21 protein-coding genes are annotated in these 23,414 nt (G+C 71.0%); 7 read left to right on the forward strand and 14 right to left on the reverse strand.

Features of this window, described 5'->3' with window-relative positions:
- Positions 1-178: 178 nt before the first annotated feature.
- Together HF323_RS14015 and pheA are read right to left on the reverse strand one after the other, a co-directional pair.
- Positions 179-613 (reverse strand): pyridoxamine 5'-phosphate oxidase family protein, encoded by a 435-nt coding sequence (locus HF323_RS14015; protein WP_169583410.1) that lies wholly within the window; start codon positions 611-613, stop codon positions 179-181.
- Positions 610-1,587, reverse strand: coding sequence for a prephenate dehydratase (pheA, locus tag HF323_RS14020; protein ID WP_169583412.1), 978 nt, complete (start codon positions 1,585-1,587; stop codon positions 610-612). The genes HF323_RS14015 and pheA overlap by 4 nt, the downstream gene beginning before the upstream one ends.
- Before the next feature lie 158 nt (positions 1,588-1,745).
- On the opposite strand from pheA, the gene pgm reads away from it, so the two are divergent.
- Both pgm and HF323_RS14030 read left to right on the forward strand, forming a co-directional pair.
- Complete coding sequence (pgm, locus tag HF323_RS14025; RefSeq protein ID WP_169583414.1) at positions 1,746-3,386, forward strand: phosphoglucomutase (alpha-D-glucose-1,6-bisphosphate-dependent); 1,641 nt, start codon at positions 1,746-1,748, stop codon at positions 3,384-3,386.
- A 130-nt stretch (positions 3,387-3,516) separates the two neighbouring features.
- Complete coding sequence (locus tag HF323_RS14030) at positions 3,517-4,551, forward strand: LacI family DNA-binding transcriptional regulator (RefSeq protein WP_169583416.1); 1,035 nt, start codon at positions 3,517-3,519, stop codon at positions 4,549-4,551.
- Between the two features lie 6 nt (positions 4,552-4,557).
- On the opposite strand, the gene HF323_RS15660 is transcribed toward HF323_RS14030, so the two are convergent.
- The 10 genes from HF323_RS15660 to HF323_RS14080 form a co-directional block, all read right to left on the reverse strand.
- Positions 4,558-5,241 (reverse strand): bifunctional 4-hydroxy-2-oxoglutarate aldolase/2-dehydro-3-deoxy-phosphogluconate aldolase, encoded by a 684-nt coding sequence (locus HF323_RS15660; RefSeq protein ID WP_169583418.1) that lies wholly within the window; start codon positions 5,239-5,241, stop codon positions 4,558-4,560.
- On the reverse strand, positions 5,238-6,143 hold the full coding sequence (locus HF323_RS14040) for a sugar kinase (protein WP_317451084.1): 906 nt from the start codon (positions 6,141-6,143) through the stop codon (positions 5,238-5,240). The genes HF323_RS15660 and HF323_RS14040 overlap by 4 nt, the downstream gene beginning before the upstream one ends.
- A gap of 7 nt (positions 6,144-6,150) precedes the next feature.
- Complete coding sequence (gene kduI, locus HF323_RS14045) at positions 6,151-6,990, reverse strand: 5-dehydro-4-deoxy-D-glucuronate isomerase (protein ID WP_169583420.1); 840 nt, start codon at positions 6,988-6,990, stop codon at positions 6,151-6,153.
- A gap of 16 nt (positions 6,991-7,006) precedes the next feature.
- Positions 7,007-7,777, reverse strand: coding sequence for a 2-dehydro-3-deoxy-D-gluconate 5-dehydrogenase KduD (kduD, locus tag HF323_RS14050; protein ID WP_317451085.1), 771 nt, complete (start codon positions 7,775-7,777; stop codon positions 7,007-7,009).
- On the reverse strand, positions 7,774-8,958 hold the full coding sequence (locus HF323_RS14055) for a glycoside hydrolase family 88 protein (RefSeq protein ID WP_169583422.1): 1,185 nt from the start codon (positions 8,956-8,958) through the stop codon (positions 7,774-7,776). Before HF323_RS14055 ends, kduD begins: the two co-directional genes overlap by 4 nt.
- 32 nt (positions 8,959-8,990) lie before the next feature.
- On the reverse strand, positions 8,991-9,659 hold the full coding sequence (locus HF323_RS14060; protein ID WP_223169463.1) for a YesL family protein: 669 nt from the start codon (positions 9,657-9,659) through the stop codon (positions 8,991-8,993).
- Entirely contained in the window at positions 9,659-10,576 is a 918-nt protein-coding gene (locus HF323_RS14065; protein ID WP_169583424.1) for a carbohydrate ABC transporter permease, read from the reverse strand. Before HF323_RS14065 ends, HF323_RS14060 begins: the two co-directional genes overlap by 1 nt.
- Positions 10,576-11,535, reverse strand: coding sequence for a sugar ABC transporter permease (locus HF323_RS14070; protein ID WP_169583426.1), 960 nt, complete (start codon positions 11,533-11,535; stop codon positions 10,576-10,578). Before HF323_RS14070 ends, HF323_RS14065 begins: the two co-directional genes overlap by 1 nt.
- 66 nt (positions 11,536-11,601) lie before the next feature.
- Positions 11,602-12,906 carry an extracellular solute-binding protein gene (locus HF323_RS14075; RefSeq protein ID WP_169583428.1) on the reverse strand — a complete coding sequence of 435 codons (1,305 nt, stop codon included), beginning with the start codon at positions 12,904-12,906 and terminating at the stop codon, positions 11,602-11,604.
- The gene (locus HF323_RS14080; RefSeq protein WP_169583430.1) at positions 12,903-14,927 is read right to left on the reverse strand and encodes a DUF2264 domain-containing protein; all 2,025 of its coding nucleotides are present in this window, start codon (positions 14,925-14,927) and stop codon (positions 12,903-12,905) included. The genes HF323_RS14075 and HF323_RS14080 overlap by 4 nt, the downstream gene beginning before the upstream one ends.
- 139 nt (positions 14,928-15,066) lie before the next feature.
- Between HF323_RS14080 and HF323_RS14085 the strand changes: the two genes are divergently transcribed.
- Positions 15,067-16,194, forward strand: a complete 1,128-nt coding sequence (locus HF323_RS14085; RefSeq protein WP_169583432.1) for a LacI family DNA-binding transcriptional regulator — start codon at positions 15,067-15,069, stop codon at positions 16,192-16,194.
- Positions 16,195-16,230: 36 nt separating this feature from the next.
- On the opposite strand, the gene HF323_RS14090 is transcribed toward HF323_RS14085, so the two are convergent.
- Complete coding sequence (locus HF323_RS14090) at positions 16,231-17,202, reverse strand: LacI family DNA-binding transcriptional regulator (RefSeq protein WP_169583759.1); 972 nt, start codon at positions 17,200-17,202, stop codon at positions 16,231-16,233.
- 88 nt (positions 17,203-17,290) lie between these two features.
- On the opposite strand from HF323_RS14090, the gene galT reads away from it, so the two are divergent.
- The 4 genes from galT (at position 17,291) to HF323_RS14110 (ending at position 22,481) form a co-directional block, all read left to right on the forward strand.
- Positions 17,291-18,460, forward strand: coding sequence for a galactose-1-phosphate uridylyltransferase (galT, locus tag HF323_RS14095; RefSeq protein WP_169583760.1), 1,170 nt, complete (start codon positions 17,291-17,293; stop codon positions 18,458-18,460).
- On the forward strand, positions 18,457-19,644 hold the full coding sequence (gene galK, locus HF323_RS14100) for a galactokinase (RefSeq protein ID WP_317451086.1): 1,188 nt from the start codon (positions 18,457-18,459) through the stop codon (positions 19,642-19,644). Before galT ends, galK begins: the two co-directional genes overlap by 4 nt.
- 130 nt (positions 19,645-19,774) lie before the next feature.
- Positions 19,775-20,611, forward strand: a complete 837-nt coding sequence (locus HF323_RS14105; protein WP_169583436.1) for an alpha/beta hydrolase — start codon at positions 19,775-19,777, stop codon at positions 20,609-20,611.
- Between the two features lie 403 nt (positions 20,612-21,014).
- A complete protein-coding gene (locus HF323_RS14110; protein ID WP_317451087.1) occupies positions 21,015-22,481 on the forward strand; it encodes a carboxylesterase family protein in 1,467 nt (488 codons plus the stop codon).
- Between the two features lie 230 nt (positions 22,482-22,711).
- On the opposite strand, the gene HF323_RS15520 is transcribed toward HF323_RS14110, so the two are convergent.
- Positions 22,712-23,149 carry a DUF559 domain-containing protein gene (locus HF323_RS15520; RefSeq protein WP_317451088.1) on the reverse strand — a complete coding sequence of 146 codons (438 nt, stop codon included), beginning with the start codon at positions 23,147-23,149 and terminating at the stop codon, positions 22,712-22,714.
- Between the last annotated feature and the right edge of the window lie 265 nt (positions 23,150-23,414).

Genomic DNA, 23,414 nt, shown 5'->3' on the forward strand with positions numbered 1-23,414 from the left:
GAGGTCTCTGGCGAGGTGGACATGAGGAACCCCGTTTCACTCGTGCAGGCGAGCGCCCCCGTGCGCTCGCATCCCCGACGGTACGAGCGTCGGGGCGGCCGCGCCAGTCCCTCCCGGCGCAGATCTGCCTCCGCGTGCGCTCCCGGTGACCCGACCCGGTCGGCTCGAACGCCCGGGTCTACCAGGCGATCAGCGTGACCGGCGTGATCTCGATGACCGTGCTGTAGCGGGCGAACATGGCCTCACCCGGCAGCCCGAGACGCAGCATCCACTCGCCGTACTTCGCGTCGTACTCGGCGCCGATGCGCTCGCGCCACGCCGGCCCCGCGCCCGGGAAGAGCGTCGTCGTTCCCCGCAGGACGCTGAGCTGCTCGCCGTCGGGGCCCGCCTCGAGATGCAGGAGCACTTTGGGATCGGCCTGCAGATTGCGCACCTTCACGGTCGCGGGCTCGCTGAGCACGATGGCACGGTCACCCAGCCAGAGGAACCAGACCGGCACGGCGTGCGGGTATCCGTCGCGGCCGTTCGTGCCGATCCACGCGACCTGCTCGCTCTCGAGTCGCGCGAGGGTGCGGGCGTGGGCCTTGTCGGCCGGGTCGAAGACGAAGCTCATGTCTCGTCCGGCTCTCCGCTGAGCAGGCCTCGCAGCCAGTCGCGCGCCTCGACGAAGACGTCGTCGGAGTAGCGCTCGGGGTAGTGCACGACGGCGCGATCGGCGCGCGGGTACGAGCCGAGGAAGACGACCTTCGGGCTGAACCGGCGAAGCCCGAGCAGCGCATCGGCCATCCGCTCGTCTTCGATGTGACCGTCGGCATCGATCACGAAGCGGTACCGTCCGAGGGCATCGCCGATCGGGCGCGAGGCCAGCAGCGACAGGTTGATCCCTCGCGTGGCGAACTGCTCGAGCATCTCGAGCAGGGCGCCGGGGTGGTCGTCGGGCAGCTCGACGATGAGCGACGTCTTGTCGGCGCCGGTCGGCGGGGGCGGGGCGACGGTGCGGCTGACGAGCACGAAGCGCGTCACGGCGTTGGCGTTGTCGCCGATCGCCGACGCGAGCAGCTCGAGCTCGTGGTGCTCGAGGATCCCGGGAGGCGCGATCGCGGCATCCGCGTCGCTGCTTCCGTCGATCAGGCTCATCGCGCTCGCGACGTTGCTGGCCGCCGGGATGTGCGCGTGCGCGGGGAGGGTCTTCGACAGCCACTGAAGGCACTGCGCGTACGCGACCGGGTGCGCCGCCACGAGCGAGACGTCCTCGAGACGAGCACCGGGGCGCCCGACGAGGACGAACTCGACCGGCACGAGGTACTCCCCCACGATCCGCAGGTTCGGCACGGTGGCCAACGCGTCCTGCGCCGTCGACACACCGCCGTCGACCGAGTTCTCGATCGCGATCATCGCCGCATCCGAGCGCCCGTCCACGACGTCGGTCAGCGCCTCGCCGACATTGCGCACGGGGCGCCACTCGTGCCCTCGCGCCTCGGGGACCTGCGCGAGGGCGGCCTCGGTGAACGTCCCCGCCGGGCCGAGGTAGCTGTAGGTACGGCGATGGGGGACGGATGCCTCGGTCTCGAGCGCCTCGGAAGTCACGCGTGCCAGCCTAGCGACGTGCACAACTCCTCATCTCCCGCGCCGAGACACCGGCCTGCGGCCGGATCCCCACGCGCCGGAGGAGTTATGCCCCGGTCGGGCCGACATCCGGCGTCAAGCCCACGACACGAACGCCCGTCAGCGGGCAGACTGGACACATGACTCGCGCAGGACAGCCCGCCGAAGCATCCGATCTCATCGACATCGATGAGCTGATCGCCGCCTACTACGACCGGCGGCCCGACCCCGACGTGCCCGAGCAGCGCGTCGCCTTCGGCACGAGCGGCCACCGCGGTTCGTCGCTGAGCTCCAGCTTCAACGAGGTGCACATCCTCGCCACGACGCAGGCGATCGTCGACTATCGCCGCGCGCAGGGGATCGAGGGGCCGCTGTTCCTCGGGCGCGACACGCACGGGCTGTCGCTGCCGGCGGAGCGCAGCGCGATCGAAGTGCTCGTGGCCAACGGCGTGGACGTGCGGGTCGACGCGCGTGACTCGTGGGTGCCCACGCCCGCACTGAGTCACGCGATCCTGACGTACAACAACGGCCGGGATGCCGCGGATCCGGGTCGCGCCGACGGCATCGTCGTCACCCCCAGCCACAACCCGCCGCGCGACGGCGGCTTCAAGTACAACCCGCCGAACGGCGGCCCCGCCGACACCGACGCGACCGGATGGATCGCGGATCGGGCCAACGAGCTCATCGCGGCAGACCTGGCCGGGGTCGCGCGCACGCCGTTCAAGGACCTCGACGGCGACGCCCTCGGCCAGTACGACTTCCGCGACGCCTACGTGCGGGATCTCGCGAGCATCATCGACGTCAATGCGATCCGCGCCGCCGGCGTCCGGATCGGCGCCGACCCGCTGGGCGGGGCGTCGGTGGAGTACTGGTCGCTCATCGCCGAGGTGCACGGGCTCGACCTGACGGTGGTGAACCCCGACGTCGATCCCACGTGGAAGTTCATGACGCTCGACTGGGACGAGAAGATCCGCATGGACCCGTCGTCGCCGTCCGCGATGGCGGCGCTCGTCGCACGACGCGACGAGTACGACATCCTGACGGGAAACGATGCCGACGCCGACCGGCACGGCATCGTCACCCCTGACGGCGGGCTCATGAACCCGAACCACTACCTCGCGGTCGCGATCGACTACCTGTACTCGCACCGGCCGGATTGGCCGACGGATGCCGCAGTCGGCAAGACCCTCGTGTCGTCGATGATCATCGACCGGGTGGCCGCATCACTGGGGCGCCGACTGCTGGAGGTGCCCGTGGGGTTCAAGTGGTTCGTCCCCGGGCTCCTCGACGGGTCCGTCGCGTTCGGCGGCGAGGAGTCCGCCGGCGCATCGTTCCTGCGCAAGGACGGCACGGTGTGGACGACCGACAAGGACGGCATCCTGCTGTGCCTGCTTGCGGCCGAGATCCTCGCGGTGACGGGCAAGACGCCGTCGCAGCGCTACGCCGAGCTCGAGTCGCAGTTCGGCTCGTCGGCCTATCAGCGGGTGGACGCCCCTGCGAGCCCCGCCCAGAAAGCAGCGCTCGGCAAGCTCGCACCCGAGGCGGTGACGGCGACCGAACTGGCCGGTGAGCCGATCACCGCGAAGCTGTCGCACGCGCCCGGGAACGGCGCAGCCATCGGCGGCCTGAAGGTGCAGACCGAGCACGCCTGGTTCGCCGCGCGCCCGTCGGGGACCGAGGATGTCTACAAGCTCTACGCGGAATCGCTCAAGGGTCCCGAGCACCTCGCGGCGGTGCAGGACGAGGCTCGCCGCGTGGTGGCGGCCGCGCTGGGAGACTGACCCGTCGGGGTGCGAGCGCACGCTCCCGGGGACCGAGTGAGCGGAAGTTGAGCGAGCAATCACACGGTCGGCGTGAGAAAGCGCTTGCCGCCCGGTGCCGCGTGAGCAATGCGGCCATAGACTCAGCACTGTGAGCGACCAGCACGCGCCTACCCGAGGCGCCGCAACACTTCATGACGTCGCACGCGAGGCCGGTGTGTCCCTGGCGACAGCCTCTCGCGTGCTCAACGGATCGACCCGCAAAGTGGCCGAGAGCTACCGCGAACGCGTCGAGGCCGCAGCCGAGAAGCTCGGCTACACGCCCAACCTGTCCGCGCAGGCGACGGCTCGCGGGACCTCGGCGATGGTGGCACTTCTCGTGCCCGACATCGCCGACCCGGCCAGCGCACTCCTCGCCTCCGGGGTCGCCCGGGGTGCCGAGGAGGCCGGTGTGGTCCTGACGATCGCGGTGACCGAGCACGACCCGGAGCGGGAGGTGCGGCTCGTTCACGCACTGCGCGGCCATCGGCCGCGCGGTCTCATCCTCGCCGAAGCCCGCTCGGGCGCGCCGCAGGGAGCGGACCTGGAGCGTGAGCTGCAGGCGTTCGCCGACATGAACGGCCGCGCCGTGACGGTCGGCGGCGAGGAGAAGACGGCCCGCAGCATCGCGCTCGACGACCGCGCGGGAGCCCGCGCACTCGGGGCCGAACTCGCGGGACGAGGCTATCGCGAGGCGGTGGTCGTCGCTGCCCCGGCGGGGCTGCGCGCATCCGACGCACGCGTCGAAGGCTTCGCCGAGGGCTTCCAGAGCGGCGGGGGCGAGGTGCGCGAGATCCGCCGGAGCGGGTTCGCCCGAGACGACGGCTACGCCGCCGCACGAGACCTGCTCGCCGACGGTCTCGACGCGGGAACCCTCGTCTTCGCGGTCAGCGATGCGGTCGCCTTCGGGGTCATGGCCGCCGTCCAGGACGCCGGACGCGAGGTCGGCGCCGATATCGCGGTCGCCGGGTTCGACGACATCCCGGCGGCTCGCGACATCCGCCCCGGGCTCACGACCGTGCGCGTTCCGCTCGAAGAGGTCGGCTACCGGGCCCTGCGGGCCGTGGTCGAGACGGACCCGGATGCCTCGACACCGGGGCTCACCCTCGAGGTCCTCGTCCGCGAGAGCACTCCGCCGCGCCGCTGAGCGCCGTCACGCCCCTGCGCCTGGGCCTGGGCCTGGGCCTGGGCCTGCGCCTGCGCCTGCGCCTGCGCCTGCGCCTGCGCCTGCGAGAACCGTCGCCAGGAGAGGCAGCTGCCGCGGGTCTTCGAGCGCCGATCCGACCGCGACGACACGCGCGCCGGCGTCGAGGAACGTCTGGGCATTCGACGCGTCCATGCCCCCCGTCGCGACGAATCGCGCCCGGGGGAATGGTCCCCGCATGTGCCCGAACCACTCCGCCCCCAGCCAGTGCGCGGGGAACGCCTTGAGCCAGGTGAGCCCGAGCCCGAGCGCGGCCTGCACCTCGCTGGGCGTTGCGACGCCGGGGAGTATCGGGATGCCGTTCACGCGGGCAGCCTCGACGACCGCCGCGTCCAGCCCCGGCGAGACGAGGTAGCGGGCACCTGCCCGGATCGCGGCGTCGACCTGTCCGGCGGAGACGATCGTGCCGGCGCCGACCGCCCGCCCGCGGCGCTCGCCCAGACGCGCGACGCGCTCGAGCGCGATCAGGTCCTGCTCGGTCTGCAGCGGCACCTCGACGGAGGCGATCCCCAGCTCCCACGCCGTCTCGGCCAGCCGCACGGTGCGCTCGACTCCCATCCCGCGGAGGATCGCCATGAGCGGGGCACCGTCGAACGCGCCGTCGAACCAGGCGCACATCTCATCGTCGGTCATGCGGTGTCCTTCTCTCGGTCCGGAAAATCACTGGTGGTGGCGAGGGTCGCGGCGGCCCGCTCGTGGCCGGCGCGCAGGCGCTCGGCCAGCGGGGCGTGCGAGAGGCGCGCCGCGAGGTACCCGCCGGCGAACGCATCGCCGGCACCGACGGGCTCGACGACCTCGACCGCTCGCGACGCTTCGAACACCTGCCCGTCCCGAGAGAACACGGTGGCGCCGACGTCCGCGTCCTTGACGACGAGTTCGGGCACGTCGGGGAAGAGCGCGCGCACCTCCTCCGGCGTCCGCACACCCCACAGGCGCTCCGCCTCGTCCTGACCGACGAAGACGACATCGGCCCGTCGCGCGAGGGGTGCGAGCGCCCGCGCGGCCTCACTCCACCCCCACAGAGCGGGACGGTGATTCACGTCGAAGCTCACTGCGACCCCGGCGGCACGTGCCCGGAGGATCGCGTGGTCGACGAACCGGGCGGCGGACGCCGAGAGTGCCGGGGTGATTCCCGACAGGTGCAGCACATCCGCCCAGGCCAGATCGAGCCGGAGCGCGTCGTTCGGCGACAGGTGAGACGCCGCAGAGCCCCTGCGGTAGTAGCCGACAGCGCGTCCCGGGTCCTTGACGTACACTCCCGTCGGGCGAGCGGGATCGAGGACCACGTCACGGACGTCGACTCCCCGGCCTTTCAGTTGGCGTACGACGCGGCGGCCGATCGCGTCCTCTCCCAGGCGGCTGAACCATCGTGCGCTGACGCCGAGCGCGGCGGCATGCACGGCGACATTGGACTCCGCACCCCCGGCTTCGACACGGAATGCCACCGCGGTTTCGAACGGCTCGGCCACGACGGGCGCGATCATCGCCATCGTCTCGCCCGCGGCGAGAAGGCGTGGGCGGTGCAGGCTCGTCACGCAGGCCTCACCGCAGCGTCGTGACCGGGGCGGGATCCATGTCGTCGAACGACTGGTTCTCGCCGGCCATGGCCCACACGAACGAGTACGCCGCCGTGCCGACACCGGAGTGGAGCGACCAACTCGGCGAGATCACCGCCTGCCGGTCGGCCACGACGAGATGACGGGTCTCCTCGCGCTGACCGAGCAGGTGGATGACGCGGGCGTCCTCGGGGAGGTCGAAGTAGAGGTAGCACTCCGTGCGCCGGTCGTGAGTGTGCGCGGGCATCGTGTTCCACATCGAGCCGGGGTGGAGGCGCGTCACCCCCATCACGATCTGGCAGCTGCGGACGCCGCCCTCATGGATGTACTGCGTCAGGGTGCGACGGTTCGACGTGACCTGGTCGCCGAGCTCTCGGACCGTGCCCTCGTGCGGCGCGACGAGCGCCGGCGGGTAGGTGGTGTGGGCCGGGGCCGAGAAGAGGTAGAACTGGGCGCCCGCCCCGGATGCCGCGTCCACGTCGTCGGCGAAGACGATGTCGCGGATGCCCCGTCCGAGGTACAGGCATGCCCCGCTCTCGAGCGCATACACCTCGCCGTCGGCTGTCACCGTGCCGGCGGATCCCACGTTGACGATCCCGAGCTCCCGATGCTCGAGGAAGTAGTCGCTGCGGATCTCGTCGTACCCGGGCAGAGCGAGCCGATCGCCCGCGGGAACGGCCCCGCCCAGAACGACGCGGTCGTGGTGGGTGAGGACGAGGCGGATCTCGCCGGGCGCGAAGACATCGCGAACGAGGAACTCGGACCGGAGTCGGTCGGTCGTCATCCCTGGGATCTGCGTCGGGTGGGTGGCGTAACGCTGCTGCATGGTTCTCCTTGGTTGATCAGCGGACGAGCCAGCCGCCGTCGACGGGGAGGACGACCCCCGTGACGTACGCGGCCGCGTCGGAGGCGAGGAACACGAACGCCCCCTGCAGGTCTGCGGGCGCGCCCCAGCGCCCGGCGGGGATGCGCCCCAGGATCGAAGCCTCGCGCTCGGGGTCCGCTCGCAGCGCCGCAGTGTTGTCGGTCGCCATGTAGCCGGGGGCGATCGCGTTGACCGTCACCCCTGACGCCGCCCATTCGTTGGCCAGGGCTTTCGTGAGTCCCGCGACAGCATGCTTCGAGGCGGCGTAGCCGGGGACCGTGATGCCGCCCTGGAACGAGAGCATCGAGGCGACGTTGATGATGCGGCCGTATCCGCGTTCGAGCATGTGCCTGCCCGCCGCCTGCGACAAGTGGAAGACGGCGTCGAGGTTGACGCGAAGCACGTCGTCCCAATCACCGACGGGATGCTCGGCGGCCGGTGCCCGCCGTATCGTGCCGGCGTTGTTGACGAGCACGTCGAGCCGTCCGAATGTCGCCACCACCTCGTCGATGACGGCCGCGTGATCGGCTGCCTCGGCGGAGCGGAAGTCGGCCTGGAGCCGGAGGACGCGGCGCCCGAGGGCCTCGATACGAGCGGCGGTGTGCTCGGCGTCGCCGCGATCGAGGAGCGCGACGTCCGCGCCGGCCTCTGCCAGTGCGACGGCGGCGCTCTGGCCGAGGCCTCTGCTCGTGCCGGTCACGAGCGCCGTGCGTCCGTCGAGGCGGAATGATTCCAGGATGCCGCTCACCAGTACGGCCGCCAGTCGGGATCGGCGACGCGGGCGAGCGCCTCGAGATAGAAGTAGTCCCCCCAGAGCGACCCTTCGTCGACCCCGTTGCCCTTCGGCAGGTCGTACACGCTGTGAAGCAACAGGGCGTCGGACGACTCCGGCGGGCGCGGCGTGTAGTTCTCGACGAGGGAGTCCAGGATCCGGATCGCCGCCGCGTCGTAGCGCTCCGCGCGAGCCGGATCGGTCTCGCGCTGCGCGAGTTCGAGGAGTCCGCAGACCGCGATCGCGCCTGCGGAGCTGTCGCGCTCGGCTCCGCTGCCGTCGCCGTAGACGAGGTCCCAGAAGGCCACGCCGTCGGCGGGAAGGTGGTCGAGGAAGTAATCCGCACAGCGCCGCGCCGCGTTCAACAGGCGCTCGTCGCCGACGGCGGCGTAGTTCAGCGCGAACCCGTAGATCCCCCAGGCCTGGCCGCGCGACCAGCACGAGTCGTCGTGGGCGCCCTGGGCGGTGCCGCCCCGCAGCGGCTCGCCCGTCACGGCATCCCAGAAGAACGTGTGGAACGTGGAGCCGTCGGCCCGGATGATGTGCGCCTCGAGCTGCGCCGTGTGACGCTGCACCGCCTCGGCATACCGCCGATCACCCGTCTGCTCGTACGCCCAGGTGAGGAGCGGCATGTTCATCAGGCTGTCGATGATGGTCCGGCCCCGCTGCTCGGGATCGGCCAGGTCACCCCACGCCTGGATCACTCCCGCGGGCTCGAGGAAGCGCGTCATGAGGTGATCGGCGGCGGCCAGCGCGGCGTCGCGCGACGCGTCGTCGCGGAGAAGCCGCCACGGCGCCACGCAGGAGAGGGTGTAGAGGAAACCGAGGTCGTGCGTCTCGAGGTCCTCGCCCGCGTTCACCCGGCGGGCGAAGTCCGTGGCATGCCGCTCGGCGGCGGCGCGGAAGGCGACATCGCCGGTCAGCTCCCATGCGATCCATTGCATGCCCGGCCAGAAGCTCGTCGTCCAGCCGCGGTTGCCGCCCTCGCTGATGCTGCCCGCCGCAGGGCGCAGCTCATAGCGATCGCCGCGAGTGGTGTCGTCGGGGTAGAGATCGCCGTACGCCGCGATGTTGCGGCGGACCGTCGACAGCGCGGCGGCGATCGCCGTGTCGATCGGAGTCGTGATTCGGCCCGTTTCGGGCGTGGTCGACGTCATGGAGTGCACATCCTTCGTGTTGCGCGGCCGCGTCACGCGGCCGGACGGGGGGACAGGGCGGGCTGGAGCGTGTGACGGGCGTTCGCCCACGCGAGGTAGAGCGTGGGCGCGGCGGTGATGCCCAGCCCGATCGCCGGCATGCCGGCGATCGCCGCGAACTGCACGGCGAGCGCACCGAGCGTGACCGCGGAGAGGTACCACCGCCGGACGCTCAGCAGGAGCGACGCGCGCATGACGCGTCCGAGAGGGGCGGAGGGAGCCTCCGCGATCGCGACGAGCGTGACGACGAAGCATCCGACCGCGAGCACCGTCAGGACCGCCAGAAGCGGCACGACCACGACCCCGACCGTGGTGGGGGCGAGAGCCCGCACGTCGACGAGCAGCACGACCAGGGTCGCGCTCGAGATCGCGCCGACCAGCATGGCACGACGCCAGGTCGCTCTCCACCCGGCGAGGAACGTGCCGATGACCGCGGTATCGCCGCGCGAATGCGCGCGGAAGACGGTGAACGCCGCCGTGAACGCCGGCGTCGAGACCGGAAGGGCGAGCGCGATGAACGGCCACGAGCGGGCCGGATCGGTGGTGAGGAGAAGGAGCACGACCGGCAGCGCCGCGATGAGCACCAACAGATTGGTCATGAGTCCGAGGTAGGCGACACCGAATGCCGTCGCGTACACGTCGTGGCCGAGGCGCTTCATCATCAGCCCTTCATCCCGCTCGTCGCGATGCCCTCGACGAAGTACTTCTGACCGAGCAGGAAGATCACCGCGATCGGGATGACCGAGATCGTGAGCCCGGCGAACAGCAACGCGTAGTTGGTGTCGAACAGATTGCTGACGAAGCTCTTGAGACCCAGCTGCACGGTCCACAGGTCGGGGTTGCGCAGATAGATGAGCGGGCCCAGGTAGTCGTTCCAGGTGTTCACGAAGGTCAGCAGCGTGAGGCTCGCGAGGGCGGGGACGGAGAGAGGCAGCATGATCCGCCGCCAGATCCCGTACTCGGACAGGCCGTCGAGGCGTGCCGCTTCGGACAGCTCCTCGGGGATCGTCTCGTAGTACTGCTTCATCAGGAAGACGCCGAATGCTCCGAACGCGTGCAGCAGGATGATCGACCACAACGTGTTGGACACCTTGAGGTCGGAGAGGATGATGAACTGCGGGATCATGTAGGACTGCCACGGAACGGCGATGGTTCCGATGTACGCGAGGAAGAGCACGTCGCGGCCCGGGAACCGCATCCGCGCGAATCCGTACGCCGCGAATGAGCCGGTGAGCACCTGCAGGACGGTGATGACGACGGCGAGCAGCAGGGTGTTGCGCAGCCAGGTGAGCATCCCCGTCTCTGTCCAGATGTCGACGTAGTTGCTCCAGACGAAGGTCTCCGGAAGCCACTTCACCGGGACGGAGAAGACCTCGTTGGCCGTCTTCAGCGAGCTCATGACCATCCAGAAGAACGGCAGGAGCAGGCCGATCGCGAAGAGGACCAGCGCGAGGTAGGCGGCGATGCGCCCGACCCGCCGCCACCCGGTGGCTCGCTTACGCGAGGTCGGCGCGGGGCGGGGATCGGCGAGGTGGTACAGCGCCGCGCGATCCTCGGCGGGCACCAGGAGTTCGGTCATCAGCTGCTCCGCTTCTTGTTCCAGAGGAACTGCACGACGGTCACCACGATGCACATCAGGAACAGCACGACGGCGGCCGCCGACGCGTAGCCGAACTGGTTCTCCTCGAAGCCCTTGCGGTAGATGAACTGCGAGATGACGAGAGTCGCCTGCCCCGGGCCCCCGTCGGTCATCACCAAGACGAGATCGAAGATCTTGAACGAGTTGATGGTCAGCATCACGGTGACGAAGAACATGGTCGGGCGCAGGCACGGCAGCGTCACGTTGACGAACCGCTCCCACACGTTCGCGCCGTCGACCCGTGCGGCCTCGTGGAGCTCGCGCGGGACCGTCTGAAGGCCGGCGAGGAAGAGGATCATGTAATACCCCATGTCGCGCCACGTGCTGACGATGACCACGGCGGGCATCGCCCACTCCTGCGACGTGAGCCAGCCCGGAGGGTCGCTGATCCCCACGGCCCGAAGGATCTCGTTGATCGGACCGTAATCGGGGCTGAAGAGCAGGTTCCACACCACGGCGATCGCCACGATCGAGGTGATGTACGGAAAGAACGCGGCCGTCCGGAAGAAGGCGACTCCGCGCAGCTTGTTGTTGAGCAGCAGGGCCAAGCCGAGCGCGATGCCGATGCTGAGCGGGATGTGGAGGGCGGAGTAGTAGAGGGTGTTGACGACGGCGACCCGGAAGCTGCCGTCGGCGACGAGGCGCTGATAGTTCTCGAGCCCGGTCCAGTCCGCTTTGCCGAACACGTTCCAGTTCGTGAACGACATGTAGAAGAGGGTGACCACCGGGATGAGGGTGAGGACGGCGAACCCGAGGAAATTCGGGAGGATGAAGCTCCAGCCGATGAGCGTGTTGCGCACGCGAAGTCGCGAACGACGGCGGGCTCGCCCCGCGCGTGCCCGGCGTCGTGGCGTCGGCGTCGGCGTCGAGGGCGCTTCCTCGGCGGCGAGACTCGTCATGGTTCCTCCTCGATGCATGGCCGGCGGCGGGCGACGGCCCGGCCGGAGCCGGGCCGTCGCGCGGGGTCAGTCGACCCCGACCTCGTTCTTCACGCGCTCCTCGGCCGTGGCGATCGCGTCGTCGACCGACGTCGATCCCGACATGACCGCCGTGTGAAGCTCGCCGAGGATGCCCTGCACCGCGGCCGTTTTGGTCGAGGTGGGGCTCTCGGCGCGCGTGTCATGGACCGACCACGCGAACTGCGACAGGTCGTCGGTCGGCACACCGTCGACCGAGAAGTACGCAGCGACGACGTCCTCGTCGATGAGAGCCGGCGTCACGCCGATGGAGGCGAGGAGCTTCGCCGCCTCCTCGCTCGCGACGAACTCCAGGAAGTCCTTCGCCGTCTGCTCCTTCGCGGGATCGATCGCGGCGTTGACACCGAACCCGGTCGGGTCGCCGAAGGTGACCGGCTCGTTGTCGAGACCGGTCGTCGAGTCGTCGACCTGCGGCGCGGGAGCGATACCCCACTCGAACGCCTCCGCCTCGCCAGACTCCTGCTGGGCGATGAGGGTCGCGACGTACCAGGTCCCGATCGGCATCATCGCTGTCTGCTGGGTGCCGAACTCGCCCTGGTAGGTGAGCTGGTTCGCGGTGCTGGTGTTGAAGTCCACCGTGTCGCCGTCCTCCTGCAGGGCGAGTGCCGTGTCGTAGAAGTCGGCGAGGTAGCCGTAGTCGCCGCTGAGGATGTCGGCGTCGGCCTGCGCATTGGCGAAGCCCTGCACAGCCGACTGCCAGCGGTGGGTATAGGTGCCCCGGGCGTCGCTGCCGGCTGCGGCCAGGCCCTCGGTGAGCTCGTTCGCCGTCGCGGCGTACTCGTCCCAGGTCCAGCCGCCGTCAGGCAGGTCGACGCCGGCGAGCTCGAACAGGTCGACGTTGTAGTACACGACCCAGGAGTCCTTGCGGTACGGCACCGCGTACGCGACGCCGTCGACCTGATAGGACTCGGCGCCCGCGATGCCGTCCGGAAGCTCCACATCGGACACGTCGAGGAGCTGTCCGCCCTCCTGCCAGGTCGGGAGCTGCTTGACCTCCTTCTGGGCGATGATGTCAGGCGCCGATCCCGCCGCGAGGTCGGCCGTCATGAGCGTGTTGTACTCCGCCGGGTCGTACTCCTTGAGTTCGACCGTGACGTTCGGGTTCTGGTCCTCGAACGCGTCGGCGAGAAGCTGGAACTCGGGAATCGCCTCCAGCGCCCACCCCGACACGGTGAGAGTGACGGGCTCGTCCGAGTCGGACGGCTCCGTCGCCGTCCCCGCCCCGCTGCACGCGGCGAGCGAAAGCGTCGCCGCGACGCCGAGACCGGCGGCTGCTGCGAACTTGCGGTTCATGTGATGCTCCTTTGCGAATTGCTCTGTCGGACCCTGGCGGGATCCTTCGGGTGACCGGCTCGTCGATCGACGAGACGGTGGTCCAGGGCGGTGCAGGTGCGCACGCCGTCCGGCCAGGTGACGACAGCGTCGTCTCCCACGAACTCGAGACGACTTTCTGCCGCGGTCGCGCGCTGCGCGCCCGCCAATTCAATGATCGCTGCGACGCGGCTGCCTGCCACCACCGCGTACTCCAGCGTCGGAGCGGCGGCGACAGCGGCGAGGGGACTGTGTGCGCGCACGGTGACCGCGGAGGCCGCAACGCCGAGGACCGATCGGATGGTGGACGTGAGCGTGTCGCCCGTGACGGATGCCGCGGCATCCGTCACCCGGCTCACCGGCCGGGCACCCGCGACGGCCCATCCGCCCACGCGAAGCCGCACCATGCGGATCTCCGGCTCGAGTTCGTCCACGCAGCACACCCGGAGCTCCCAGGGTCCGCGCACCAGCGAGAGCACGGTCAGTCGCCCCGCCGGTTCGGGCTCGCCCTGAAGCTTCGCGTTGTGCTGACGGATGCTGGGCTGGGGATCGATCCAGTAGGCGGTCCAGGTGGACGAGGCGACGCCGACGGCGCTGCTGTCGGAGGGGCGCTCGACGGTGGCCTCGCGCAACGTCAACCCCGACCGGTGGCTGGCGCGGTCGCGCCCGTCGATGAGGCTGACGCTCTGATCGATCGGGTCCTGCCACGCCGAGTGGTCGAGCAGGGGGAAGGTCGCAGTGGAGTACCCGATCCGCGCGTAGAGCGGGGAGTCCTCACCCATCTCACCCTGCGTGCTGTGATCGGTGCCGTGATTCACCACGCGCACGATGCCGTCGGCCTTCGTGCCGGAGACGATCCATCCCGCCGCGCGGACGGCACGCAGCTCATCGCGGGTCTCCACGGGCAGAGGCTCGGCGGGGGCGGTCCACACCGGATGGTCCGCCGGCAGCGCCACCCCGAGCAGACCCTTCGCAGCCCAGTAGGGGGAGCCGGGTCCGCTGTACGACTGCGCGAGAGCGCGCCACTCGCTGTGCCAGCCCATTGTCAGCACGTCGTCCGCGCCCGGCACGCCCCGACGGACGAAGTGACCGACGACCCGCCCCGCCGCGTGACGGAGAGCGCCCGCGGTGAGGGAGGGCACCTCGGCGATCGCACCCACCCAGAACGGGGCGGCGGCGGCGAAGCGGTAGATCAGGCTCCGCCCCTGCACGAGAGGCGAGCCGTCCGCGCCGATCAAGGCGACCGCGTCCTGCAGGTACCGATCGAGGGCGGCGATGTCGCCGGCGGTGCGACCTCCGCCCAGCTCCGCGGCCCCGCGCATCCGCGACCACAGGATGGGATAGACGTGGAGGGCCCAGCCGACGTAGTGGTCGTACGCGCGACGCTCGCCGTCCGAGAACCACCCGTCGGCGCGCGCGAACGAGTCGTGCAGCGCGAGATCCTCGGCGATGTCCGTCGGCGACCACGGGCCGCCGACCGACCGGAGGAAGGTCTGCACCACCGTGCGGAACCAGAGCCAGTTGTTGCGGGGGTACGTGCTGTCGCCGACCGCCGGCGCGAGGTAGTCGACGACCCGGCTCTTCGTCGTCTCGTCGAGCCGGTCCCAGATCCATGGCCTCGTCATGTCGAGCACGAGAGCGAGTGAGGCCGCTTCGACTTTCGCCTGCGGGTGCTCGTCGAGGCGGACCCATGCGTCGGGCGCGTGCGGCTCGACGCCGGCCCGGATGCCCCGGCAGTACCGCTCGATCAGCTCATCGAGCCCATGACCCCGCTCCCCGGCGATCCGGAAGCCTGCGAGGAGGAAGGACCGAGCGAAGCCCTCGAGTCCGTCGATGTCGCGCCCGTAGCCGCCTTCGCGGCCCGGGAGGGTGATGCGAGCACCACTGGGGGACGCCCAGCGAGCCGCGCCATCGAGGAGACGATCGGCGTAGGCGACCCACTCGGCACGTGTCCACTCCGCGGCGTCGCGCGGCGCCGCGGGGGGCACCGGGATGGGGGACATGCGCACTCTCCTTCGATTGCGATCGATCTTTCTTTCTCGATCGTTTTGGGAGATTAGCAACATCTTTTCGTTGTTTCAAGCTTCGATTGCGATCGATTTTCACTTACGATCGATTCATCCACCGACGCCAGGGACGACGATGAACGACCAGCCCCCCGTGCTCCTCGCGCCTGCGCGACGGCAGTATGTGCTCGATGCGCTCGCCCGCGATGGGGCCGTGCGGATCGCGGACCTGATGCGCGAGCTCGGCGTGACACCGGTGACTCTCCGCCGCGACCTCGCCCATCTCGAGGCAGAAGGGCTTGTCGTCCGGGTTCACGGCGGCGCAGTCTCGGGTTCCGGCACCGGCGGCGGCCCCGGGGCCACGGGCGGCCCCAGCGCTCCCGGAGCGCTCGGCGAGCGGGCCCCCGCGGGCGGCTGCATCGCCGTCCTGGTGCCGTCGCTGAGCTTCTACTGGCCCACCGTCGTCCGCGGCATGGAAGCGGAGGCTCGCCGGCAAGGCGTGCGCCTCATCACGCGGGGGACATCCTACGAACTCGCGGACGAGCGGCCGGTCCTCGAACGCCTCGTCGCTGCCGACGACGTTCGGGGGCTGATCCTCGCCCCCAACCCCCGGACGCCGGCCGCGCAGGACGTCGCGCAATGGCTCTCAGCTGCGCCGATTCCGAGCGTGCTCGTCGAACGCGATCCGACGCCCGTCCCAGGCCGCGCGCCCGTCGAGACGGTGACGACCGACCACGGGCTCGGCGCCGTCCTCGCCGCGCGACACCTCGCCGAGCGGGGGCACCGGAACATCGGCCTCGTCCTCACCCGCAACTCCCCCACCGCCGGAAAGATCGCCGAAGGATGGAAGGCGGCGCGGGCCGAGCTCGGACTCGATCCCGCTCGGCGCACCGAACTCCTCCTGCCGCACTCCCGGCAGCCGGAGTTCCCGGCGGCGATCGATCGGGCCCTCGACAAGGTTCTCGACGAGGGCGTCACCGGCCTCCTCGTCCACTCCGACCCCGAGGCGATGGCCTTCGTCGATGTCGCCCTCAACCGGGGCCTCTCCGTGCCGGACGACCTTTCGGTCATCGCCTACGACGACGAGATCGCAGAGCTGTTCACTCCTCCCCTGACCGCGATCAGTCCCCCGCGCGCGGCGGTGGGCTCTGCCGCGGTCGACCTGCTGCTGCAACGGATCCGCGACCCGGCTCGGCCCGTGCATCGAGTGACACTCAACCCGGAGCTGGTCGTCCGCGGGTCCACGGCGCCACCGCGAGGGTGAGCGTGGTCTCGACGTCGCCCCGCCCGCGACGTCCGTTCACGAGCGCGGCTGCGCCGTGCTCGCGCGGACGATCAACGAGGTCGGCACGAGGTCCCGCCCGCCGGCCTCGCCCGCCTCGATCGCGCGAACCAGCCGCGCGACGGCTCGTTCGGCCAGCGCATCGAAGTCCTGACGCACGGTTGTCAGCGCCGGTCGGTACTGCGCCGAGTCGGCGACGTCGTCGAAGCCGACGACACTGACGTCGCGCGGCACCTCCCGCCCGCGGTCCGCCAGCGCACGGAGGACACCGAGCGCCATCTGGTCGTTCGCGCAGAAGACGGCCGTCGCCCCCGAGTCGGCCAGAAGGGGTCCCACGGCGGCACCCGAGACCGAACTCCAGTCCCCGCGAAGCACGCCGGGAGTCGTCCGTCCGGCCGCCGAGAGAGCATCGCGCCAGCCGCGCTCCCGCTCGGCAGCAGCGTACGAGTCAGCCGGGCCGGCCACGTGGCTGACGGTGTCGTGACCGAGCGCGAGCAGGTGCTCCACTGCGAGCCTGGCGCCGTCAGCGTGAGCGGTCTGGACGGTGGCGAATCGCTGATCGGGTGGAGAGTCGACGACGACGAGGCGCATGCCGGGCGCGATCGCCGCATCTCGGACCGCGGCCGTCGCTTCATTCAGCGCGACGACCCCGTCCACGCCCTGTTCGCGCAGGCGCTCGAACGCTCGGGACACGTCCGCCGGAACGGCGAGCGTGACGACGGTGAGGGCGTATCCGCGGGCGGCCGCGGCATCCGCCACCGCCTGCAGCATGCGGGAGTTGCCCACCGTCGCGAGCGTCGACACCAGCAGCCCGATCGTGTGCGTGCGCCCGGTGCGCAGGGCTCGGGCGGCCCGATGCGGGCGGTAGCCGAGCTCGGCCATCGCAGCCTCGACACGAGCACGTGTCGAAGGATCGACGCGCGGGCTGTCGTTGACGACCCGGGAGACCGTCTGCCCGGATACGCCGGCTATCGCCGCGACGTCGGCCATGGACACCCGCCGCTCCATCGTTCCCTCCCTCGACGCCGATTCCATGTTGACGTTATCATGGCGCGATTGCTAGCGTGTTGACGTGAACATGCTCCCCTTGCCCGCGGTCGAGCTCGGCGCCGGCGTCATCAAGCGGCCGGCCGTCCTCGCGGACGGGCGCGAGCTGATCTACTTCGACGACCCGGGGACAGCGCTCGGTCCGGAGCGGGCCGTCGACGCCCGGGAGCTCGCCGCACGTCCCGAGACCGCCACGATGCGACGCGACGTACTCACGGGCGACTGGATCTCGGTCGCCGCCGCACGGCAGAACCGCGCGTTCCTGCCACCCGCGCACCTCGATCCGCTCGCACCGCAGACGCCGGCGAATCCGTCCGAGATCCCCTCGCTCTACGACGTGGCGGTCTTCGAGAACAAGTCGCCGTCGTTCGGCCCGGCCCTTGCGGTCGCCCACGGTGACGCACCGGAGGGAGCGGATGCCCCGCGTGACCTCGCCGACCTCGATGCCCCCGGCCTGGGTCGAACCCGCACGTCGGTCGGGCGCTGCGAAGTGGTCTGCTTCAGCCCGGAGCACGAAGGCTCCTTCGGCACCCTCACGCCGACGCGCGCCCGCACCGTGATCGAGGCCTGGGCCGATCGCACCGCGGCGCTCTCGCGCCTCCCCGGCGTCCAGCAGGTGTTCCCGTTCGAGAACCGGGGCGAGACGATCGGCGTGACGCTCCCCCACCCGCACGGCCAGATCTACGCATACCCCTACATCACGCCGCGCACCACGAGCCTGCTCGCGGCGATCGAGCGCGAGGGAGCCGACCTCTTCGACTCCATCCTCGAGTTCGAGCGCTCCTCCGACCGCGTGCTCCTCAGCGGGGAGCACTGGACGGCTTTCGTGCCGTTCGCGGCGCGCTGGCCCCTCGAGGTGCATCTGCTGCCGCACCGGCACGTCGCGGACTTCGCCGAGACATCCGACGCCCAGCGCGACGAACTGGCGCCGCTCTATCTCCGCCTGCTGCGCGGGATCGATGCGCTCTACGACTCCCCGACGCCCTACATCGCAGCGTGGCATCAGGCGCCGGTGCACCGGGCCCGCGACACCGCGCGCCTCCACCTCCAGCTGACCTCGCCGCGCCGGGCCGCCGACAAGCTCAAGTTCCTCGCCGGTTCGGAGGCGGCCATGGGGGCATGGATCGGCGACGTTCCGCCCGAGCACGCGGCCGCCCGCCTGCGCGAGGCGATCGAGACCATCTCCGAGGAGACCCTGTGACCCCGAACGACACGGCGACCGCCGCGGCCCGCCTCTTCGCGGACCGGTTCGGCGGCCGGCCCGACGGCACGTGGTCGGCGCCCGGCCGAGCCAACCTGATCGGCGAGCACACCGACTACAACGACGGCTTCGTGCTGCCGTTCGCGATCCAGCACCGCACCCACGTGGCCCTCGGTGCACGCGGCGACGGACGGATCCGGGTCGCCTCGACCTTCGACGAGGACGTCGTGGAGCTGCCCCTCGCCGAGCTAGGCCGCGTGTTCCCCGAGCGCCGCGACGAGGTCGTGGAGTGGGCGCGCTATCCCCTCGGCGTGGCGTGGGCGCTGCTTGCCGCGGCGGGCCGCGACGCCCACGGCGTCCCGGGTGCCGACCTCGCCTTCGCGTCCGATGTTCCCGTCGGCGCCGGGCTGTCGTCGTCCGCGGCCATCGAGGGCGCCACCGCGGTCGCGCTCGCCGAGCTCTGGGGTCTCGACCTCGACCGTGTCGCGCTCGCGAAGGCCGGGCGCCGGGCCGAGAACGAGGCCGTCGGCGCCCCGACCGGGATCATGGATCAGATGGCCTCGATGCTCGGCAGGCCCGACGCCGCGACGTTCCTCGACTGCCGTTCGCTCGAGGCCACGGTGATCGATCTGGGCTTCGCTCCCGCCGGGCTCGAGATCCTCGTCATCGACACCGGCGTGAAGCACTCCCACGCCACGGGCGGCTACGGCGAGCGCCGGGAGGCATGCGAACGCGGCGCCGACCTGATGGGCGTACCGGCGTTGCGCGATCTCTCCGTGTCCGACCTCGAGAGGGCGCACGAGGTGATGGACGACGTGACCTTCCGCCGCGTGCGCCACGTCGTCACCGAGAACCAGCGGGTGCTCGACACCGTCGAGGCGCTGCGGACACAGGGGCCGGCGGCGATCGGAGGCCTCCTCGTCGCCTCGCACGCCTCCATGCGCGACGATTTCGAGATCTCGGTTCCCGAGCTCGACACCGCCGTCGAGGCGGCATTGGGCGCCGGCGCCGTCGGCGCGCGCATGACGGGAGGCGGCTTCGGCGGGGCGGCGATCGCCCTCGTCGCGCACGACGGCGTGCCGGTGGTGGCGGATGCCGTGACCGAGGCCTTCACGGCCCGCGGCTTCGCGGCGCCGACGATCTTCTCGGTCGCACCGTCGGCGGGAGCCGCGCGCGACAGCTGAGCGCAGAACCCTTCGGCAACCGGGAGTTCACCGGCAGGCGCTCGTCAAGACCTGGCGGGAGCGGATGCCTCGGCCTACCGTCGGACGTGGGCCGGGGCATCCGCTCGCCACGGTCCGGAATGGAGAGATCGTGGCGTACATCACCGTCGGGACCGAGAACTCGGCCGACATCGAGCTCTACTACACCGACCAGGGCAGCGGCCAGCCGGTCGTGCTGATCCACGGGTTCCCGTTGAACGGCGAGTCCTGGGGCAAACAGCAGGCCGCGCTCCTGGATGCCGGCTACCGCGTCATCGCATACGACCGGCGCGGCTTCGGCGCGTCGTCCAAGGCCGGATCCGGTTACGACTACGACACGTTCGCGGCCGACCTTCACGCGCTCATGGAAGACCTCGATCTCAAGGACGCCGTGCTGGTCGGCTTCTCGATGGGCACCGGCGAGATCGCGCGCTATCTCTCGCGGTACGGCAGCTCGCGCGTCGCCAAGGCGGCGTTCCTCGGGTCCCTGGAGCCCTACCTGCTCAAGACCGACGACAACCCCGAGGGCGCCGGACCGCAGGACTTCTTCGACGGCATCGCGCAGTCGGTGCGAGAGGACCGGTACGCCTTCGTCGTCGGCTTCTACAAGGACTTCTACAACCTCGACGACAACCTCGGCTCGCGCATCTCGCAGGAGGCGGTCGATGCGAGCATCCAGGTCGCCAACACGGCGAGCAACGCCGGCATGTCTGCAGCTCCGCTCACGTGGCCGACCGACTTCCGCGGCGACATCGGCTCGATCGACGTGCCGGCGCTCATCCTCCACGGAACCGCCGACAACATCCTTCCGATCGATGCGACCGCCCGACGCTTCCGGCAGCTTCTTCCCGACGCGACGTACGTCGAGATCGACGGCGCGCCGCACGGGCTGCTGTGGACCCACGGTGCCGAGGTGAACGAGGCGCTGCTGGCCTTCCTGCGCGCCTGACGGAGCCCCCGCTCCTCCCCAGCGGGGGAATCCATCCGAGTTTGTGCATGCGTTGCGTCCATCTTGCGGTTGCCTTGCGGTTCGCGCGGCAGGATGGAATCACGCCGGAACGGTGAGCATCAGCGGGGGAGCCGATCCGCACCGCACCGGAAAGTCGAAAGGCCGTTGGGGACGGCACGACGGACCTGTCGCTCTGGGGGCGGCGGGCCCGTCACGACTCGCGACGTGGCCGCCTCTGGGGGGCGGCCACGTGCGGTCGGCTACGCCGCGCCGGGGCATCCGTTCTCCCGACATCCGATCGCGACGCGACGCACGAGGCTGATGGAGTTTCGCGTCATCGCGTGGTTTCGGTTTACTGGCTCCATGGCGGAGACATATCGTGCGGCATCCTGATCCTCCCGTCGTGTCGATCGCGGCCGGGTCGGTGCGCGGGCTGTGGCGCGGTGCGCCCGGCGAGCGGGGGGCTTCGGCGGCGTTCCTCGGCATCCCGTTCGCGCAAGCGCCCGTCGGCGACCTCCGCTTCGCGGCGCCGGTGCCGCCCGAGCCGTGGCAGGGCGTGCGCGATGCGACCGAGTACGGGGCCACGGCGCAACGGGGAGATCCCGGTGAGACGCTGATCCCCGAACCATCGATCCCGGGCGAGGCGACGCTCAACGTGAACGTCTTCACGCCCGTTCCGGGGGATGCCTCGGCCGCGCTGCCCGTCCTCGTGTGGATCCACGGCGGCGGGTACATCGGCGGCTCCCCCGCGAGCCCCTGGTACGACGGGCGGGCCTTCAACCGCGACGGCGTCGTGACCGTGACGGTCTCGTACCGGCTCGGGTTCGACGGGTTCGGGCACATCCCCGGCGCGGCTTCGAACCGCGGCGTGCGGGATTGGCTCGCCGCACTCGAGTGGGTGCGGGACAACGTCGCGGCGTTCGGCGGAGATCCGTCGCGTGTGACGGTCGCCGGACAGTCCGCGGGCGGCGGCGCCGTGCTCACCCTGCTCGGGATGCCCGCCGCCCAGCACCTGTTCCACTCCGCGTGGGCCCTCTCGGCGGCGCTCGCCGATGTCGCCCCCGAGCGCTCCCGCACCCAGTCGGCCAAGCTCGCCCATCTCGCGGGCGTCGCCCCCTCACGCGACGGATTCGCGACCGTGCCGGAGTCGACGCTTCACTCCCTGCAGGAGAAGGCGGCCTCGCCCGACGCACGAGACCCGCTCGCCGGCGCGCTCGTCCTGCTCCAGGAGGGCCTCTCGTGGGGACCGGCCGTCGACGGCGACCTGATCACACGACCGACGATCGCGTCGATCGCCGCCGGAGTCGGGGCGGACAAGCCGCTCGTTCTGGGAGCGACCGACGACGAGTTCACGACGGTCATCGACGCCGCTCGCGGACGGTTGCGGATCGTCCCGCCCGCGCTCGCTCTGAGTCGCCTGCAGCTTCGCAAGGACCGCCGTCGCGCCTACCTGGCCGCCAACGCGGCGCAGCGCCGCAAGGGGACGGCCGCCGTCCTGGGCCGCTATGTCACCGACGTCGTCTTCCGCTCGACGGTCGTGCGCGTGGCCGAAGCGCGCGCGGACGCCCCGACGTGGGTGTACCGGTTCGCGTGGCCGTCGCCCACGCGACGGTGGGCGCTGCATTGCCTCGACGTGCCCTTCTGGTTCGACTGCCTGGATGCCGATGGCGTGACCTCGATCGCGGGCGCGGATCCGCCTCGCCGCCTCGCCGACGCGCTGCACGGCGCCGCGGTCGGATTCATCCGGCGCGGTGACCCGGGCTGGCGGGCCTGGTCGAGCCGCGCCGGCACGACGCGGGTGTTCGGGGGCGAGGCATCCCGCCCCGACGTCGAGCCCGACGGCTATCGCGAGGTCCGCGCCCTCCTCTGAGCCGGGCCGGCCTGCCCCCCGGCGCCCGAGCCGCTGCCGACACCCGCCCCCGCGACCCCCCGGCGCCCCCGCGACCCCCCGGCGCCCCCGCGACCCCCCGGCGCCCTCACGACCCCCGGCGACCCCGCGACCCCCCCGGCGCCCCCGCGGCCCCGCGACCCCCGGCGACCCCGCGACTCCCCCGGCGCCCGCGAGACCCCGCGCCCTCCGCGCGCCCGACCGGGCCAGATTCAGGAGACACGCCGACTCCGCTGCCACCGCTCACCCTCACGGCGGCGTGTCGCCTGAAACTGGCCCGTCAGGCCGGTGATGGCGGCCCGCACGCCCTCGGGATTCCACAGAATGTCCTCTGCAAGCAACCGAAGAGTGACGTATCCGGCCCCGGCCGCGGCGAGGTCGCGCCGCCGGTCCCGACGCTGCGCCTCCCGATCGCTGTGGTGAGCCCGGCTGTCGCATTCGATGATGAGCCAGCCCTGAACCACGAAGTCCACGCGACCCACCCCGCGGATGTGGACCTGCACCTCGAAGCGCAGTCCGAGAGCTCGCAGGATGAGGCGCACCAGCGTCTCTGTACCTGACTCTGCTCTCGGGTCCAGCAACGGGCGCAGAGCCCGGTAACGGTTCGGCAGCGCGGCGAACAGCTCATCGAGTTCCTCCGGCAGGAGCACCCCGAGATGAAGCGCTGAGTCGAGAGTCGCGACCGCTGCCCGAGGGCCTTGGCATCGAATGGCCTGGAGAAGCGCATCGAAGACCGAGACGGACGCCGCCCGAGCGGGTACGAAGCGTCGAAGCTCGCCCCAGTGCGTTCGCACGGGCCTGACCAGCCTCCGAAGGCGCGACGCGGCCCGCGGGAGGTGGATATGCAACGCGGCCCGATCCATGACGAAGATCCCATGGCGCGCAAGCTCCGAGACGCACGCAAGTCGTCCGCCC

This window comes from Microbacterium sp. MF43, assembly GCF_012847295.1.
Taxonomy (GTDB): Bacteria; Actinomycetota; Actinomycetes; order Actinomycetales; family Microbacteriaceae; genus Microbacterium.

Excerpts from the sequence above, each read along its gene's own strand:
- HF323_RS15660 (WP_169583418.1), bottom strand. The coding sequence starts at position 5,241 with ATGACCGACGATGAGATGTGCGCCTGGTTCGACGGCGCGTTCGACGGT.
- HF323_RS14065 (WP_169583424.1), bottom strand. The coding sequence starts at position 10,576 with ATGACCGAACTCCTGGTGCCCGCCGAGGATCGCGCGGCGCTGTACCAC.
- HF323_RS14055 (WP_169583422.1), bottom strand. The coding sequence starts at position 8,958 with ATGACGTCGACCACGCCCGAAACGGGCCGAATCACGACTCCGATCGAC.
- kduI (WP_169583420.1), bottom strand. The coding sequence starts at position 6,990 with ATGCAGCAGCGTTACGCCACCCACCCGACGCAGATCCCAGGGATGACG.
- HF323_RS14090 (WP_169583759.1), bottom strand. The coding sequence starts at position 17,202 with ATGGCCGACGTCGCGGCGATAGCCGGCGTATCCGGGCAGACGGTCTCC.
- HF323_RS14070 (WP_169583426.1), bottom strand. The coding sequence starts at position 11,535 with ATGACGAGTCTCGCCGCCGAGGAAGCGCCCTCGACGCCGACGCCGACG.
- HF323_RS14075 (WP_169583428.1), bottom strand. The coding sequence starts at position 12,906 with ATGAACCGCAAGTTCGCAGCAGCCGCCGGTCTCGGCGTCGCGGCGACG.
- HF323_RS14080 (WP_169583430.1), bottom strand. The coding sequence starts at position 14,927 with ATGTCCCCCATCCCGGTGCCCCCCGCGGCGCCGCGCGACGCCGCGGAG.
- HF323_RS14015 (WP_169583410.1), bottom strand. The coding sequence starts at position 613 with ATGAGCTTCGTCTTCGACCCGGCCGACAAGGCCCACGCCCGCACCCTC.
- HF323_RS14060 (WP_223169463.1), bottom strand. The coding sequence starts at position 9,659 with ATGATGAAGCGCCTCGGCCACGACGTGTACGCGACGGCATTCGGTGTC.
- pgm (WP_169583414.1), top strand. The coding sequence starts at position 1,746 with ATGACTCGCGCAGGACAGCCCGCCGAAGCATCCGATCTCATCGACATC.
- galT (WP_169583760.1), top strand. The coding sequence starts at position 17,291 with ATGCTCCCCTTGCCCGCGGTCGAGCTCGGCGCCGGCGTCATCAAGCGG.
- HF323_RS14085 (WP_169583432.1), top strand. The coding sequence starts at position 15,067 with ATGAACGACCAGCCCCCCGTGCTCCTCGCGCCTGCGCGACGGCAGTAT.